Consider the following 15,370-nt stretch of genomic DNA (forward strand, 5'->3'; position numbering starts at 1 on the left):
GGCTACTACATAGCGGGGTATGGGCGAAGTCCAGAAAAGAGGAGGCAATTGCTCATGATGCCTCATTTATATTTTATTGAATTATAGTAATATTTTTGATATTTTCGAAACGCTTACGGGCAGATTTGGACTGCGCATCGCAGTTTTTGATTTATATGTTACTTTGTGTTTGCTACCTTATCGGCTCGTCCGGGTATGTTGACGATTCATCCTATCATCATTTCGCAAAAGAGTGCCCGTAAGCCCTCTATATTTAATAACTAGCCTAAAGGATTAAATGGTTGTCACAGCTCGAAGCTCTTCGAAAAAGTAAATCAATTAATGATTTAGCCCCTATTCTAGGTTATAAGCCAAAGTCTCTCGCGTTTATCTTATTCAAAATACCCGATCAAGATAAATATACCTGCTTTAATGTTGCAAAAAAGTCAGGGGGTAAAAGAACGATATCGAAGCCGTGTGATAAATTAAAAGCGCTTCAAAGAAAGTTAGCCGATCTATTATACTCATGCTCGGATGAGTTAAAGCCTATAAACCAGAGTATAAAATCCTTCAAAGGAGGTAATAAGCAAATACCTCTGTCTGAAAGAGCTAAAAAATCAATTTCTCACGGCTACGAAAAAGGATTGTCTATAGCATCAAATGCTTCTATGCATACAAATAAACGTTATGTTTATAACATAGACATTAAGTCATTTTTTCCTTCTTTTAATTTTGGTCGTGTAAGAGGTTTTTTTATAAAAAATAAAAACTTTAGGTTACATCCAAAAGTTGCAACTCTGATTGCGCAAATAGCTTGTTTTGAAAATGAGTTGCCTCAAGGTAGTCCTGCCTCGCCAGTTATTTCAAATCTCATTTGTAAAAGTTTAGATATTGAGTTGTTGAGCATAGCCAAGAGGTATAGCTGTATTTACACTAGATATGTTGATGATTTAACATTTTCAACAAATCAGAAATTGTTCCCTAAAGAAATAGCAATAAAGCCTCGTTTTGGATTTGGGAGAGAGAATTGGCGACTAGGTAAGGAAGTAGAAGCGACAATAATCAAATCTGGATTTCAGATAAATACTAAAAAATGTCGAATGCAATACAAAACTTCTTCTCAGGAAGTTACTGGGCTTACTGTTAACAAAAAAGTAAATGTGCGTAATTTGTACTACAGAAATGTTAGGGCAATGGCTAATAGTCTGTTTAAATATGGTTTCTATTATCGACCAGCCCCTAGCACATCTAAAATTAGGGATGAGTCAAAAAAAAGCTTGTATCAACGTATTTACTCAATCTTCTTTCGACGGGTAGTCAGAGCGGCACCAACTAAAAAGAAAGTAAAACAAATAGAGTCAGCAGATCCGTTAATTGGAATGCTTGCTTATATTTTCAATATAAAGTCTTATCGTAATAAATTTGTACGTAGAGGTTTTAGACCTGATATTCATAATGGTATTAGGACAAAATCAAATGGAAGTATAACGTTTCCAACAGTTGATAGATCAGAGTCTTATGAAGATGATAACCACGTTATTGCTTTAGATGGCATTAAAAACCTTTATGGCAAAGTGCTGTTCTATAAGTATTTTTATGCTTTGGAAAAACCGCTGATCATAGGTGAGGGTAAGACAGATAATATTTATTTAAAATGTGCAATAGAGGGGCTTGCCAATACATTTCCTCAATTAGCTAAAAATAGCTCAGGCTCTCAGCAAGTTTCTTTCTTTAATAGAACGCCAACTAATACTGATATGTTAAGGCTTGCGGAAGGTACTCCAGGATTGGAGTATTTAATTAGTATTTATAAACGTTTTATGAGCTTTTATAAATGTGAAGGAAAACAACACCCTGTTATTTTTATAGTGGATAACGATGATGCGGGGCGTGGTTTTATTAATAAGGCTAGCAAAATTCGAGATCAAATTAGAAGTGCAAAAAAGGTTAAGACGCAAAGACACAAATACTATTATTTTGAAAACGTTTATATCGTCCCTATCCCCAAACAAAAGTTTAATGGAAATAAGGTAAAAGATATAGAAGATCTATTTGATGATTCAGTATTAGCAGAGAAGTTAGAAGGTAAATCTTTTTACAATAATAATAAAGGATTAGATACAAGTAAGCATTATGGTAAGGCCTACCTTTCTGAATATGTTATCAAACCCAATAAAAATAAAATAAACTTTAATGAATTTCAACCAATATTAGCAGATATAGCTGATATTATAAAAAGCTATGATAACAACAATCTTGACTAAGATTTGTCAAACTTTGCTAGTGAAAATAAAAAGTTCAAACCAGATAAAGTACAAGCCTGTAAGAAATATTAGTGCTACTCACTAAGCCAAATTAAAATTTTCACCGCTAAGTCATCCTCAATACAGTACAAGTAAGCCGTTGGCACTTCTAAAATATCAGACAGTGCTTTCACTGTTTTAAAGTCTGGAGAATGTACACCTTTTTCGTATTGGTTCATTCTTGCTGATGCCGCAAACTCATCCATTCCAGCTAAAATCCCTAACTGTTTTTGTGATAGCCCTTTGGCTTTTCTTGCTTCTTTTAATCGTTTTGGAAATGGTGATTCGTCATTAGTTTTCATTATTTATTATTCTTAACTTGAAAACTAAGAGTTTCTTAGCTTTAATTGAATCTAGATACTAAGGAATACTTAGTTTTATGCTTGTGTTGCAAATTGAGTTAAGAGGAATGAATATGCTTGAAACGTTTGTGTGTGTACTGGTCGGGGCTATCTACTTGCTGGTAAGTATATTTATAAGCGATGAGCAGTCGTCGAAAGAAAGCGAGCAACTAGATCAATTGAATGATGGTATGGGCAATATTATCGCTGATGGTGAATTTATGTCGCGTGAAGAAGCTGAAGATGCTCAATCACGTGGTGAGCTTTACGACACCTATTACTAATCACTTAAAGAATAGGGGAGCAAAATTAGGCATGCCTAATTTTAAGGAGCAATTTATGCTACTTTTAGATCTATACAAAAATGTTGAGCTAAGGCCATTCATCCCAGTAGTCGTTGAGTTTCAAAGCCGCTTGGCTGGTATCGAAGCTGAATGTGAACCATTAGGGCTATCATTTGAGAAAGAAGTGCAATCAGAGCAAGAAATGTTTTTTGCTTTGATTTCTCAAAAAGCGCTGGCTTTCGATGTAACAAATGAAATGGGCGAGGTTTGGGATATTAAATTAGAGCCTTTCAGTCATTTTAAATCTCGAAGCAAAAAAATTACTTTCCCCTTCATGGGTTGTAATGAGCAGAAGCAACAAAATATTAGTGAGTGGATTATTGCTTTGTGTAATTGGGAGGGATCTTTTCTATACTCAAGTGCAAGGCATTAGCAGAGATTGCAGTTATGACAATATACGAATGGTTTCAAATGTGGATTTTAATGGTGTTAGCGATTCGCGCTACTCGACGTTACGACAAGCTGAAAAATGATCTTTTTGCAGCAATTAAAGAAGGCAGGGTTTAAACATGGCTCCTTTGTTAGTTGGTTGCGCTTTGATTCTAAGTCTTGTGATCTTCTTCGCTGTTTTGTTTTATCTTAAAAATAATAGTTAGTGCACCTACCCAAAGATGCACAGTTAATTACTATTAATTATTCACTTTACAATACACCTAAAGAAGAAATGGTTTGAGAAATATGCTCAATTTTAGAGCTAACAAGGTGACTGGGGAAAACTAAAAATATCAGCATTAGCCAGTATCTTCGAGTTAAATTTATTTGTAGCTTATAAACATTATCTTCTTTGTTCAGTTCTATAATCTTACAGTAATTCTTATTTTTTTCTTTGTTCTTAATTGGCACTTCGTCGGCTCCTTAGTTTTAACCGACTTCTTAACTTAATAATATTTTTTCGGAATACAACAGTTTTTTCTTCTAATACTGTTTTTATATACATGCTGTATATAAAAAAGGGTATTGCATGTTGGGGTAGCTTTTTTGAGAAATTAGTAACTTTATTCCCATAATAGTAAGGCATTCCATAAATTAGTAACCGGAGTGCTTTATGCCAAAAATCAAACCTCAATTTTATACAGCAGATGAAGTTGCTATAGCTTTATGCTGCTCTAAGCAGACCTTATACAACAAGCTAAGTGAGAACAGGCAAGCAAAAGCGCGTCACTCACTGCCTCCTTATATCAAGCAAGGTGGTAAAACACTCTTTCCTATATCAGAGTTCCACCACTGGATTGAAACGCAGCCTTTAATTCGCTGCGAGGAGGTTCATTACTAATGGCCCTTTCTCATAACAGCATAGAAATAATCACCAACTGTCCTATCGAAGAGCGAACTTTTGGTTCATACCCCGCCTTTTTGATTGATCCATGTATTTTGCCCCTTAAAAAGCTTGAGCAATCCACTGTCAAAGGCTTTGGCAAATACAAAACTGTAATGTTGAGCAGTCCTCAAATTTTGCCGCATGGTCACTATGCAAGGTTGATCATTGCTCACCTAACAACACAAATCAGTAGAAGGCCAGAGCTTCCCTCATACGTCATAGCCAAATCTGTAAGTGAGCTATTTCAGCAAATAACAGGACAAGACAGTATATCAGGTGGCACATACGCTAATTTTTTACTCTCTCTCGAAAGAGTATTTGATACGACATTTACAGTTGTCCCGACTAATAAATCAAAAGACAGAATGCGAAGAAGGGGATTTTTCGCTGAGGCGGATAATTTGATCAACGATGAGTATGGTATTGGCTATTTCAATGCTAAATATAAACAGGTTCTCTATACCCCCTCGAACAGCTTTAAGGCGCTGATAGCAGATGATAAAAGCATTATTCCCATTGATTTAAGGTTCCTTCAACTTGCTCGAGCTAAAGACATTGTTCTCGCCCATGATCTCTACTTGTATCTCATACGACGAGGTTATGGACGTGAAAAAATTGTTTTTGTCCCTTGGGGGACCCTCCACAAAGATGTTTTTCCCTACCTAGACAGGCTTGCTCTGAGTAGGTTCAAGCGGCGATTTTTGTGCGCTTTAGACTTCATTCTTGAATGCCATCCTCACTCAGGCATCCGTTTAGATAAAAAGGATAAAGGTATAGTCATTCCACCTAACAACTATCTACTTCGCGGTAGAGGAGGCTAGTGTATAGCTGCTTACAAATTATGTATAAGTAGTTGCTAGTAATGTCACTGGCGGACAAAAGTTTGTCACTGGCGAACAGTTTTATGTCACTGAGAACCAAATGTTTGTCACTGGCGTGCAAAAGTTTGTCACTGAAGGACAGTAGTACCAGTGCAGCCCTTTATTATCAAGGCCTCTAGCTCTCAGCTTAATACCTTAAATTCTCAATATCCAAAAATCTTATTATTAAGGACACTTAACTGTGAATAACAAAGCATATAAGTACGAAAAGTACATGAAGAAGCTGCCTTACATTAAAGACCTTCAGTTATACAAGGCTGTGGGGATGACTCTTTATCTTATCATTGATAAAAAAAGAACTTTAAAGTTTGCACTCTCTTCTGCAAGCATAAAGCATAATTTTAAGCCAAAAAAGCGAATTGAAGACCTTGTTCGAATCGCTCTCCCTGATGACTTCTTCGACAAAAGGCAAAGAGCTAATGCACCAAAAGAAAAGCGGGAAGAGGCTGCCGTGAGGCACCAAATGTTCAAAGAAATGGACATTTTGGCACAGCTCCATCTAAAAGGTATATTTGGTCAAAGTTAGCAGTGGATAAATTATTGAATTGCATTTTACTTAAAATATAAGTACGAAAAGATAGTCTGAAGCTTGTACATGTTGTATTGAGCTGCTATTTTTTATTTGAAAGTAAAATTTTTTACTTTCTTCTAGTTGGCGATTACAAAAAAATAATCCGCAGATATTGATAGAAAATACTTTGTCTGTATAATATTCGACCCAATTGAATCACAGAATAGGTTCTTAATATGACTTTTGAGAAGTTAGCAAAACTTGCAGGAAGCAAAGAGGCTGATAAAGAGATAGCCCGTGGTTTTAATAGCCGTCAAAACAAACGCGATAAAGCTTACTCAGAAAAAGCTCGTAATCAGACCCCTACAGATAAATTTTTTTCTCGTAGTTATAACCTTTAATCATCTCTGTGGATGAGAAGGCAGCTGCTAGGCTGCCTTTTTTGATGGAACAAAAATGCAGTCAGACTTCCTTCTATGTGAATTTGCCAAAGAAACTTTAAGTAATTTGGTAAAAGAGAGATTCGGTTCTGAATTTCCCGACATCAACTCTAAGTATCAAATAAAGTATTTATACCGTTATCTTTCAGACTTTAATGCTCAAACGATATTGCTTGAGCCAGATTATGTCGATCGGGACTTTTTAGAGGATTATTCAAGGTATTATGTAAAGTGCTTTAATCAGTATGGTGATCGATGTGCTAGGCTGCATTTTTTTTCTAAAGAAATAAACCACCCTGAGTTCCAATCTTATCTTCGTGAATATAATGAAGAAGAGCATGAACAATTACAGAAGGCTTACCTTGGGTTCATAGTCGTAAAACCATTACCCAAAACTTTTATTGGTAAATCTTGTTTAAGACTGTATGAAAGCTTTGTTGGTAGTGACAATAAAAAAGCTCTGAACCATAGATACAAAGTTAATTTATTTGGCCTAAATTTACATGTAGATACAGTAGCATTCCAAGAACAAGATAAAGTCGTATCAGCATGTGCAACTACTTCAATTTGGACTGCACTTCAAGCATTAGATAAGAATGACTTAAGAACAGTACCATCATCAAGCGAAATAACACTATCAGCAATCAACCACGTTGCCGATTCTCACAACAGTTTTCCTAATAATGGTTTAACTAATAAGCAAATCCTTCGTTCTTTAGATATACAAAAGCTAAGAAATCATAAGTTTAATATTGATACCTCAAAAGCTGAATCTGATAATTTTTTTAATATAGTTAAAAGTTATTTAAATAGTGACCTTCCTATTATTCTTGGTGTTGATGTGTACTGGAAAGAGGAGCAGGCTCAACTTGTAAGTGAGGGGCGAGGCCATGCAGTCACAGTTTTAGGATACAAGGAACATAACGATAAAAACTATCTATATATTCACGATGATAGGATTGGTCCTTTTGCAAGAGTACGAATAGTTAATGCTCCAAATCAAATTGCTTCAATAACAAAGAGTAAAGCTGAGTCGCCAATTGAATGGGGCCTTATTTTAGAAGAAAAAGATGATAATGGTAATTGGCAAGATGCAGATCAAGTTCTTATTCCAGATAGTTTGATAGTCCCAAACTATAGAAAAATTAGAATTCCATCTGAATATATTTCAAATACTTGTAATTCTCTAATTGAAGAGTACTTGGTTTACTATAAAAAACAAAAAAAAGATTGCCCTGAGGTCACTCATGAAATAGAGCTGGTTAGCTCAGCAGACTACAAAAGCAGTCTAATTCAACAGCCGGAAGTTGCCAATAAAGAAGCAATCTTGTGTAAGCCTCTAGCAAAATATATTTGGTGTGCCAAGTTCAAGAGCGGAAGCTTACATTTGTTTGATATATTATTCGACTCAACTGAAATCCCTCAGGGGGATGCCGTAGCTGGCATTTCCATATATAACCAAGCAGGTTTTGATGCTATTTCACGACCACTTAAAAATATCCTTGAGCATCAACCGTTACATGAGGATTACTCAGGCAAAGATTTCCTTGTCCCATTAATTCGTTCGTTTAAAGAAGAAAAAGATAACTACTTTGCTTACCTAGATAAGCAATTCGGTAAACCTAGGGCTCCAATACGAATTAATAGAGAGGAAATATCAGGCGGTCAATTACATAACCAAGCAGGGCTTAGTTATTATGGAAAGCAAGAAAAGTGCTTAGCTGATGATTTCGCTGAGCTGCTTAATACCTCTGATGAGGAATTTAGAATTTGGGTAATATCTATTGATGGTGCTTTATTGCTGGGTAAGGAAGTTGAAAGGCGAGGGCACCCAACTTTAACAGGATTTAAGTCTGCGCGTATCGGTGGTGAGCTGCATTATAAAGGTGGTAAATGGGTTATTAATTCAAAGTCTGGTCGGTATAGCTCAGGCTATGATAACGGCAATGAATTATTAGCAAATGCGAGGAATAAGTTTTTAGAAATATATTCGAGGCTTAATCCTGAAAATATTGAGATTGATGAATATCACCCAAAGTAAGTAACAGCCTTAGATGTCAGGTTTGGTAAAATCGCCAAACCTGACATTCAATTCAAACAAGCAAAGCGCTCATCAGTTCAACTTTTTGTTCCTTAGTTAAGCTTGCTAACAGACTTTTCATTTCACTCATTTTATTTTCTGGCTCTTGCTCAATCAAACCTGCATATTTGGCTATTGTTTCTGTTACTTTTTCTGCAGGTTCTTTAAGTTCCTCAGCGGTTAAAATTAAATAGCCAGCAGTTACGTCACTTTTATCTGTAATATGGTTTAGAAGGCGTTTCAGGAGGTATCCTGATACTCCGCTACTCTCAGCCATTGATGTAAATGTACGGCGCAAATCATGCGAAGTAATTTTTACTCCTGCAATTTGGCATACATGTTTCAACGTTTTTTTAGGATCAGTTAGGTACCCCTTTTTACTGTTTGTGCCAAACACATAGTCAGATACTTTGTATTCTTTTCGTCGATTAAATATCTCAGCTAATCGATCTGTAATAGGAAACTCAACGTCCAAGCCATTTTTTGTATCCTCTAAAATGAATATCCTATCTTTAAGGTGTACTTGTGACCATGGGAGTTGCAGTAGCTCAGACCTTCTCAGGCCTGAAAAGGTTAAAAACTCCAGATAATCACAAAAACCGACACGACTATTTTGACGGTATTTAGCAGCTTCATTTCTTACTTCATATAATGCGTCTATGAATGGTTTTAGTTGTGAACGACGCAGTCTTGTTGTTTTACGCTTTACATTATTCCAGCTTCGTTTTTCAGAAAGTGTATCTACAGGGTTTTCTGGAAATAATGAGCGACCTTCTGAAGACTTGTATTCAGCTTTAGCAAAGTTAAATAAAGCACGCATTAGGCGCATGGTATAATTTGCCTGAGCAGGGCTTCTAGAGGTTATTTCTCGTTGGCGCTTTAAAATCATTGTTTGATTTATATCGGCTAGGCGTTTGTTATGCCAATCTGATAGGTAGCAATCTATTTTTTGTTGATACCCCCTTTCGGTTATAGGCTTTAGATCTCTAGATTCGATGTATGAATCAAAGGCTTCTTTCAGGGTAATAGAAGCGGCTCTAAATTGGCGCTTAAGGTCGTTAGGGTTTATACCCTCTGCGATATCTGCCATTACTTTTTTAGCCATTCGCCTTGCATCATCAAGTGCAATTGATGGAAAGTAACCAAGGGTGACATTAATCGGGGTGTCTCGCCCTGGTATCTTTTTATAAACTCTAAATGATTTTTTACCAGCTACGCTCACATCTAAAATGAGTCCTGACAATAGATTGTCATAATAACGAGTGCGTTTACCGTTTGATTCTATCTTTTCAAGCGACAATTCTGTGAAGCGAAATTTTGTGTCTGACATATGGTGCTACCTCTGTGCTACTTTGAACGTAAAATTTAACGTTCTGAAATACATAATGATTTATGCATCAGAGGTAGGGTTTATTCAATAACCCTATGATATAGCTATGAAAATTAGTAAATAGTTTTATCAAAAAGTAACTCGTAGTAAGTCCTTGTTTTGCAACTCATAATCGTTAGGTCCCCAGTTCAAGTCTGGGAGGGGCCACCATTTTCTTTTTCAAGTTATTTAAAATCAATGCGTGATAGCTATTCTATACGAAGCTGTTCCACTCTTATTTTGATACATCAAATTTTTCTTCAATTAAAAAATAATAATTTACATACTCTCTTGGGAAAGTGTCGTCATTGTTTTTATAATATAAACTAATAGATACAATGACTTATTGAGCTAACACCTACTCGCAATTATACCTAGTTAATTTTAAGGACTAACCCCGACCTTGAGGGTGTTTGAAGTTTCTCATTTACGAGTGTATGGATTCGGAACGTGGGTGATAAAGGAAAAATGACCTAACTCAACTAAATAAAATACAGCCTTGTTATTGATGTATCTTCCTTATCTCAAAATAGATTATTTAATTAAGCGTGTGGATACAAAAAGCCGATGTGTAACATCGGCTTTTTGAACATGTATGATTAAGTCACTTTACTTATTTGTAACCATTAGGGTTGTTGCTTTGCCAACGCCACGTATCTTGCATCATTTCATCAATACCACGTTCGGCTCGCCAACCTAATTCGTTAAGCGCTTTCTCTGGCGCTGCGTAACACGCTGCAATGTCACCTGCTCGACGAGGTGAGATTTGATAGGGCACAGCCTGACCACTGGCTTTTTCAAAGGCTGTGACCATTTGCAGCACTGAATAACCATTCCCTGTGCCAAGGTTAAATACATGAGCACCAGTATCGTTTTTAATGCGGTTGAGTGCTTTTAAATGGCCAAGTGCTAAATCGACAACGTGGATGTAATCGCGCACACCTGTGCCATCAACAGTGTCGTAGTCATCACCAAAAACACCCAGCTTTTCTAACTTACCAACGGCTACTTGTGAAATATAAGGCAGTAAGTTATTTGGAATACCATTCGGGTCTTCGCCAATTAAGCCTGATTCGTGAGCCCCTACAGGGTTAAAGTAACGTAAAATAACAAATGCAAAGCGCTCGTCTGATTTGGCGATATCTTGCAGCATCATCTCTACCATTAATTTAGAGGTGCCATAAGGGTTCGTTGTGCCACCAACGGGGAAGTCTTCGCGAATTGGCAAGCTGGCTGGGTCACCATACACTGTAGCAGAGGAGCTAAATACTAACTTGAAAACACCTGCATCGCGCATTGCATCAACGAGTGTTAACGTGCCTTGTACGTTGTTTTGGTAGTACTCAATAGGTTTAATAACCGATTCACCAACCGCTTTTAAGCCTGCAAAGTGAATGACGCTATCGATCGTATGTTCACGGAAAATGTTATCTAGGCAGTCTCTATCAAGAATATCGCCTTCATAAAAAGTAACGTCTTTACCTGTGATTTGCTTAACGCGAGTCAACGACTCATTTGATGAATTGCTTAAGTTATCAAGCACAACAACCTCTGTGCCTTGCTTTAATAACTCTAAAACGGTGTGAGAACCGATGTATCCGGCTCCGCCGGTGACTAAAATGGTCATAAAATTTCCATGAACTAATACCTGGTTGAATTAGTCTTATTTCATCATATTCCGTGCAAAATTTCATAAATAAATTGTTATTTTTGAAAATTAAGCAAAAGCGGGGTAGCTTGTTTTTGGTTACATTTTGCACCATATTGGTAACACGAAAGTGAGGGAGTATTAAGCTATAGTTAATCCTCTACTGCTAGTTTTTAACTATTGGCTCAACCTGTAACGTGGAGAGAAAGATGAATACAGTAAAAAAAATTGCCTTGGCTATGGTTGTTGTTCTACCTGCTTTTGCTCACGCAGGTGAAGCAAAAGTAAAGTGGCATGATTTTAATGACTACAGAGATGTGCGCCCAGGAAATAACTCACCGAAAGGGGCGTTTCATAAAAATGTAGCGAAAAACTTTGAGAAACATTTTAATAAATTAGCTGAGAAGCTTCCTGAAGGATACACTTTTAATGTTGAGGTAACTGACCTTGATTTAGCGGGAGATGTTCAGTTTGGTGGTATGAATGAACTTCGAATCATTAAACCAATTTATTTTCCACGTATTGATTTTAATTACTCAGTCACAGATAAAGACGGCAAGGTGGTTAGCGAAGCGAGTGATGTAAAACTCAAAGATATGGGCTTTATGGATCGCATTAAAATGGGCCGTGACGAAGCGTATTATTACGATAAACGTTTAATTACTGATTGGTTTGAAGATGCGTTATTACCTTCATTAAATAGTGCACAGTCGTGATGTTTGTAGATGTGGAACTTGGTTAGCACGTTGTACGCGTTTTTGAACCACTGAGGCACAGAGAAATAGTGTAATCTGTTTTGTCACGTGAAGTGACTTGGTGTCCTCGGTGGTTCAAGTATGTATTTATAACGCGTGTTAATCTACTTAAACGTCGCTAACAGCTGTAATAACTGTTGAAGTTTAATAACGGTTTTTTTCAGCTTTTCTTCATCTAAGCCATCATTACTTAGGCTCTCAACATCGGCTGCAACGTCGAGTACATATGGCTTAAAGCGTTTTGCTTCAAAATCAAAGCCGGCATCTTTTGCAAATAAGGCTTTGAACTTGCCATGCCCTTGCTGCTGTAAGTCATCTAATTTTTTATCAGCATCAAGTGCCTGACGGTAAACGATTTTTAAGTTAGCATTGAGCTGTTCAATGATTGAATCCATTTTTTTCCTAAAGCTTTAGACTGCAATGCCGATATAGTACGTGGATTGTAATAAAAAGTCAGGTAGTGAACTATGAATATATCAGGATCAAGCTTACCGGCGATGAGTGGCGGCGGCGAAAGCGCTGAAGTTTACAGCGCATCACTTGCTAAAAAACAGCAAAAAGCTGATGGTGCTGCGGCACTTGCACTTATCGAAGGCGCAGCGATGAACACAAGCGCTGCACAGACACCCGCTAAATCGGTGACTGCGACACTCGGTAATAACGTAAACGTTTACGTTTAAGCATTAAACCAGGTTGAGATCGATAGGCGTTTTACTTTTCTCGCCGCCGATCTCACGAACTAGTTTGGGTACTAAAAACCCTGGCAATGCTTCGAGCATGTGTGCCACTATTTCGCGTGCGCGCTGCTCAGTAATATCAAAATGGCTCGCACCTTCTACTTTATCAAGTAAATGTAGGTAGTAGGGTAAGATATCAGCCTCGAACAATGCTTCACTCAAGGCTATTTGAGCATGGCTCGAGTCGTTAACATCCTTTAATAATACAGCTTGGTTTAATAACGTGACGTTAGCGGCTTTTAATTTTTGCATCGCAGCTTTAAAGTCAGCATCAATTTCGTTCGCGTGATTAATGTGATTCACTAACACCACTTTTAAAGGCGAACTTGCAAATCGTGCGCACAGCTCATCGGTAATTCTTGCTGGGATCACCACTGGCAAACGACTATGAATACGCAAACGTTTTATTTGTGGTAATTGTTCAAGTTCATCCATAAACCAGTTAACAGCATCATCTTTGGCCATTAATGGGTCGCCACCACTTAAAATGACCTCATTGATATTTTTATCGGCTTTTATGTAGGCTAAAGCGTCAATTAAGCTGCGTTTATTTAATTGGTTTTCTTGATACGGAAAATGGCGTCTAAAACAATAGCGGCAATTCACGGCACAGCCGGTTTTAAACATGACCAAAACACGAGAGCGGTACTTATGTAATAACCCCGGCTGGTTATTATCTTGCTCTTTTAACGGGTCTTTATCGTAGCCTGTTTGCGCTAAAAATTCTTGGTGACGTGGCATCACTTGTAGCAAAAGTGGATCGTTTATATCACCAAAACGCATTTTTTTGATAAAAGGCAGAGGCACACGTACAGGAAAAAGACTACGAGCTTGGAGGTCTTTTTCGTCTACTACACTTGATAAACCTAGCATTTCTAGCAAACGTTCAGGGCAGGTGACAACATTTGCTAATTCTTTTTGCCAGTTTTTATGCAAATTTACTTCATTTCTTTGTATCATTGACACGTAGATTACTCGAAATTATTTAGACAGAGGAAACGATGGCGAATTATAGCACCAATGAGTTCAAGGGCGGCCTAAAAATTATGTTAGACGGCGAGCCTTGTAGCATCCTAGAAAATGAAATGGTAAAGCCAGGTAAAGGTCAGGCGTTTAACCGTGTTCGTATTCGTAAACTTATCACAGGTAAAGTACTAGAAAAAACATTTAAGTCGGGTGAAACGGTAGAAGGTGCTGACGTAATGGATACCGATCTAGCGTATCTATACACTGACGGTGAATTCTGGCATTTCATGAACAACGAAACATTTGAGCAAATCGCTGCTGACGAAAAAGCACTAGGCGACAATGCTAAATGGTTAGTTGAAAACGATGTATGTACTATCACGCTTTGGAACGGTAACCCAATTGCTGTTACTCCACCGAACTTTGTTGAACTAGAAATCACAGAAACGGATCCAGGTCTTAAAGGTGACACAGCCGGTACGGGCGGTAAACCAGCAACATTAAGCACGGGTGCGGTTGTACGCGTTCCTCTATTTGTACAAATTGGCGAAGTGATCAAAGTTGATACTCGCAGCGGTGAGTACGTAAGCCGCGTTAAGTAATAGGCTTTAAAAAGTTTAATTGATAAAATCCCAGCTTCTGCTGGGATTTTTTTTGGAGACTGTATGTCCACTGCTGTTTGGCAACCAAGCGCTGATATTGCTACTTTACGCGAGCGAGCTGCGATCATTCGCCGTATTCGCGAATTTTTCTATGAGCGTGAGGTGATGGAAGTTGAAACACCGACTCTTAGTGCGGCCAGTGTTACCGATGTACACCTAGCCAGTTTTAGTACCGAGTTTGTGGGCCCAGGTCATGCAGGTGGTTTGCCGTTATATTTACAAACCTCGCCTGAGTTTGCGATGAAACGATTATTGGCGGCAGGATCGGGTGCTATCTTTCAATTGTGTAAAGCGTATCGCAACGAAGAAGCGGGTAGTCATCATAACCCTGAATTTACCATGCTTGAATGGTATCGCCCAGGTTTCGACGAATTTGCGCTTATGGATGAAATGGACGAGCTTATGCAGCTTGTACTGGGTGTTGACGCGGCTGAGCGTTTAACTTACCAACATGCGTTTATAAATGCATTAGGTATAGATCCATTAACTGCTGACATGAGTACGTTACAGCACGTAGCAAGCGAACAAGGGTTTGCTGATATTGCCGCGCATGAAATGCATCGCGATACGTTGTTGCAGCTGTTATTTTGCATGAAGGTTGAGCCAACTATCGGCCAAGAAAAGCCATGTTTTGTTTACCATTTTCCAGCTTCGCAAGCGGCACTTGCGCAAATTTGTCAGCATGACAATCGCGTTGCTGGGCGTTTTGAGCTGTATTTCAAAAATATGGAGTTGGCTAACGGTTTCAATGAACTTACCGATGGAAAAGAGCAAGCCGCGCGTTTTAATGAAGATAATCAATATCGCCAAGCAAATGGTTTAAAACAGGTACCGATGGATACGCGCTTGATTGCAGCGCTTGAGCATGGCTTACCACAATGTGCAGGTGTGGCGCTGGGGGTTGACCGTTTAATTATGCTTGCAACGAACAAGCAAAAGATTAAAGACGTGATCACCTTTGATGTGGAACGAGCTTAAATGCAGGAACCTTTAACTCACACCGAATAATTCATTGAGTCGTGATATTCGCGGTTGA

The 15,370-nt window shown here is 38.0% G+C and carries 17 protein-coding genes; 12 read left to right on the plus strand and 5 right to left on the minus strand.

Features of this window, described 5'->3' with window-relative positions; genetic code table 11:
- The first annotated feature begins 281 nt into the window (after positions 1–281).
- Entirely contained in the window at positions 282–2,243 is a 1,962-nt protein-coding gene (locus GZH31_RS01915) for a retron Ec67 family RNA-directed DNA polymerase/endonuclease (protein ID WP_180311333.1), read from the plus strand.
- A 74-nt stretch (positions 2,244–2,317) separates the two neighbouring features.
- Here GZH31_RS01915 and GZH31_RS01920 read toward each other — a convergent pair whose 3' ends face one another.
- Positions 2,318–2,584, minus strand: coding sequence for a helix-turn-helix domain-containing protein (locus tag GZH31_RS01920; RefSeq protein ID WP_138626237.1), 267 nt, complete (start codon positions 2,582–2,584; stop codon positions 2,318–2,320).
- A gap of 113 nt (positions 2,585–2,697) precedes the next feature.
- Here GZH31_RS01920 and GZH31_RS01925 point away from each other — a divergent pair, with 113 nt between their 5' ends.
- The 7 genes from GZH31_RS01925 (at position 2,698) to GZH31_RS01955 (ending at position 8,158) form a co-directional block, all read left to right on the plus strand.
- Complete coding sequence (locus GZH31_RS01925; protein WP_257473671.1) at positions 2,698–2,907, plus strand: hypothetical protein; 210 nt, start codon at positions 2,698–2,700, stop codon at positions 2,905–2,907.
- Positions 2,908–2,962: 55 nt separating this feature from the next.
- A complete protein-coding gene (locus tag GZH31_RS01930; protein WP_090493662.1) occupies positions 2,963–3,340 on the plus strand; it encodes a hypothetical protein in 378 nt (125 codons plus the stop codon).
- Positions 3,341–4,012: 672 nt separating this feature from the next.
- On the plus strand, positions 4,013–4,240 hold the full coding sequence (locus GZH31_RS01935; protein WP_090493663.1) for an AlpA family transcriptional regulator: 228 nt from the start codon (positions 4,013–4,015) through the stop codon (positions 4,238–4,240).
- Positions 4,240–5,106, plus strand: a complete 867-nt coding sequence (locus GZH31_RS01940) for a hypothetical protein (RefSeq protein WP_090493665.1) — start codon at positions 4,240–4,242, stop codon at positions 5,104–5,106. Before GZH31_RS01935 ends, GZH31_RS01940 begins: the two co-directional genes overlap by 1 nt.
- Positions 5,107–5,347: 241 nt before the next feature.
- Complete coding sequence (locus GZH31_RS01945) at positions 5,348–5,692, plus strand: hypothetical protein (RefSeq protein ID WP_090493667.1); 345 nt, start codon at positions 5,348–5,350, stop codon at positions 5,690–5,692.
- A 221-nt stretch (positions 5,693–5,913) separates the two neighbouring features.
- Positions 5,914–6,078 (plus strand): hypothetical protein, encoded by a 165-nt coding sequence (locus GZH31_RS01950; protein WP_171034671.1) that lies wholly within the window; start codon positions 5,914–5,916, stop codon positions 6,076–6,078.
- Between the two features lie 55 nt (positions 6,079–6,133).
- On the plus strand, positions 6,134–8,158 hold the full coding sequence (locus GZH31_RS01955; protein WP_090493669.1) for a C39 family peptidase: 2,025 nt from the start codon (positions 6,134–6,136) through the stop codon (positions 8,156–8,158).
- Positions 8,159–8,210: 52 nt separating this feature from the next.
- Here the strand turns inward: GZH31_RS01955 and GZH31_RS01960 are convergent, their stop codons facing one another.
- Positions 8,211–9,527 carry a tyrosine-type recombinase/integrase gene (locus GZH31_RS01960; RefSeq protein ID WP_180311334.1) on the minus strand — a complete coding sequence of 439 codons (1,317 nt, stop codon included), beginning with the start codon at positions 9,525–9,527 and terminating at the stop codon, positions 8,211–8,213.
- 652 nt (positions 9,528–10,179) lie between these two features.
- Positions 10,180–11,193, minus strand: coding sequence for a UDP-glucose 4-epimerase GalE (gene galE, locus GZH31_RS01965; RefSeq protein ID WP_075594331.1), 1,014 nt, complete (start codon positions 11,191–11,193; stop codon positions 10,180–10,182).
- Between the two features lie 230 nt (positions 11,194–11,423).
- Between galE and GZH31_RS01970 the strand changes: the two genes are divergently transcribed.
- Positions 11,424–11,930 (plus strand): DUF3016 domain-containing protein, encoded by a 507-nt coding sequence (locus GZH31_RS01970; protein ID WP_180311335.1) that lies wholly within the window; start codon positions 11,424–11,426, stop codon positions 11,928–11,930.
- 143 nt (positions 11,931–12,073) lie between these two features.
- On the opposite strand, the gene GZH31_RS01975 is transcribed toward GZH31_RS01970, so the two are convergent.
- Entirely contained in the window at positions 12,074–12,364 is a 291-nt protein-coding gene (locus GZH31_RS01975; protein WP_065978238.1) for a prephenate dehydrogenase, read from the minus strand.
- Positions 12,365–12,436: 72 nt separating this feature from the next.
- Here GZH31_RS01975 and GZH31_RS01980 point away from each other — a divergent pair, with 72 nt between their 5' ends.
- Positions 12,437–12,649 (plus strand): hypothetical protein, encoded by a 213-nt coding sequence (locus tag GZH31_RS01980; protein ID WP_054554124.1) that lies wholly within the window; start codon positions 12,437–12,439, stop codon positions 12,647–12,649.
- Between the two features lie 3 nt (positions 12,650–12,652).
- Here the strand turns inward: GZH31_RS01980 and epmB are convergent, their stop codons facing one another.
- Positions 12,653–13,666, minus strand: coding sequence for an EF-P beta-lysylation protein EpmB (gene epmB, locus GZH31_RS01985; protein WP_036971447.1), 1,014 nt, complete (start codon positions 13,664–13,666; stop codon positions 12,653–12,655).
- 41 nt (positions 13,667–13,707) lie between these two features.
- Between epmB and efp the strand changes: the two genes are divergently transcribed.
- Positions 13,708–14,274: an elongation factor P gene (gene efp, locus GZH31_RS01990; protein WP_036971443.1), complete on the plus strand. Its 567-nt coding sequence runs from the start codon at positions 13,708–13,710 to the stop codon at positions 14,272–14,274.
- Positions 14,275–14,337: 63 nt separating this feature from the next.
- A complete protein-coding gene (epmA, locus tag GZH31_RS01995; protein ID WP_180311336.1) occupies positions 14,338–15,312 on the plus strand; it encodes an elongation factor P--(R)-beta-lysine ligase in 975 nt (324 codons plus the stop codon).
- Positions 15,313–15,370 lie beyond the last annotated feature (58 nt).

Source organism: Pseudoalteromonas sp. JSTW, from assembly GCF_013423925.1.
Lineage (GTDB): Bacteria > Pseudomonadota > Gammaproteobacteria > Enterobacterales > Alteromonadaceae > Pseudoalteromonas > Pseudoalteromonas lipolytica.

What these genes read in the sequence shown, in the direction of transcription:
- GZH31_RS01920 (WP_138626237.1), bottom strand. Translation starts at nt 2,584, where the DNA reads ATGAAAACTAATGACGAATCACCATTTCCAAAACGATTAAAAGAAGCA.
- GZH31_RS01925 (WP_257473671.1), top strand. Translation starts at nt 2,698, where the DNA reads ATGCTTGAAACGTTTGTGTGTGTACTGGTCGGGGCTATCTACTTGCTG.
- GZH31_RS01930 (WP_090493662.1), top strand. Translation starts at nt 2,963, where the DNA reads ATGCTACTTTTAGATCTATACAAAAATGTTGAGCTAAGGCCATTCATC.
- GZH31_RS01935 (WP_090493663.1), top strand. Translation starts at nt 4,013, where the DNA reads ATGCCAAAAATCAAACCTCAATTTTATACAGCAGATGAAGTTGCTATA.
- GZH31_RS01940 (WP_090493665.1), top strand. Translation starts at nt 4,240, where the DNA reads ATGGCCCTTTCTCATAACAGCATAGAAATAATCACCAACTGTCCTATC.
- GZH31_RS01950 (WP_171034671.1), top strand. Translation starts at nt 5,914, where the DNA reads ATGACTTTTGAGAAGTTAGCAAAACTTGCAGGAAGCAAAGAGGCTGAT.
- GZH31_RS01955 (WP_090493669.1), top strand. Translation starts at nt 6,134, where the DNA reads ATGCAGTCAGACTTCCTTCTATGTGAATTTGCCAAAGAAACTTTAAGT.
- GZH31_RS01960 (WP_180311334.1), bottom strand. Translation starts at nt 9,527, where the DNA reads ATGTCAGACACAAAATTTCGCTTCACAGAATTGTCGCTTGAAAAGATA.
- galE (WP_075594331.1), bottom strand. Translation starts at nt 11,193, where the DNA reads ATGACCATTTTAGTCACCGGCGGAGCCGGATACATCGGTTCTCACACC.
- GZH31_RS01970 (WP_180311335.1), top strand. Translation starts at nt 11,424, where the DNA reads ATGAATACAGTAAAAAAAATTGCCTTGGCTATGGTTGTTGTTCTACCT.
- GZH31_RS01975 (WP_065978238.1), bottom strand. Translation starts at nt 12,364, where the DNA reads ATGGATTCAATCATTGAACAGCTCAATGCTAACTTAAAAATCGTTTAC.
- GZH31_RS01980 (WP_054554124.1), top strand. Translation starts at nt 12,437, where the DNA reads ATGAATATATCAGGATCAAGCTTACCGGCGATGAGTGGCGGCGGCGAA.
- epmB (WP_036971447.1), bottom strand. Translation starts at nt 13,666, where the DNA reads ATGATACAAAGAAATGAAGTAAATTTGCATAAAAACTGGCAAAAAGAA.
- efp (WP_036971443.1), top strand. Translation starts at nt 13,708, where the DNA reads ATGGCGAATTATAGCACCAATGAGTTCAAGGGCGGCCTAAAAATTATG.
- epmA (WP_180311336.1), top strand. Translation starts at nt 14,338, where the DNA reads ATGTCCACTGCTGTTTGGCAACCAAGCGCTGATATTGCTACTTTACGC.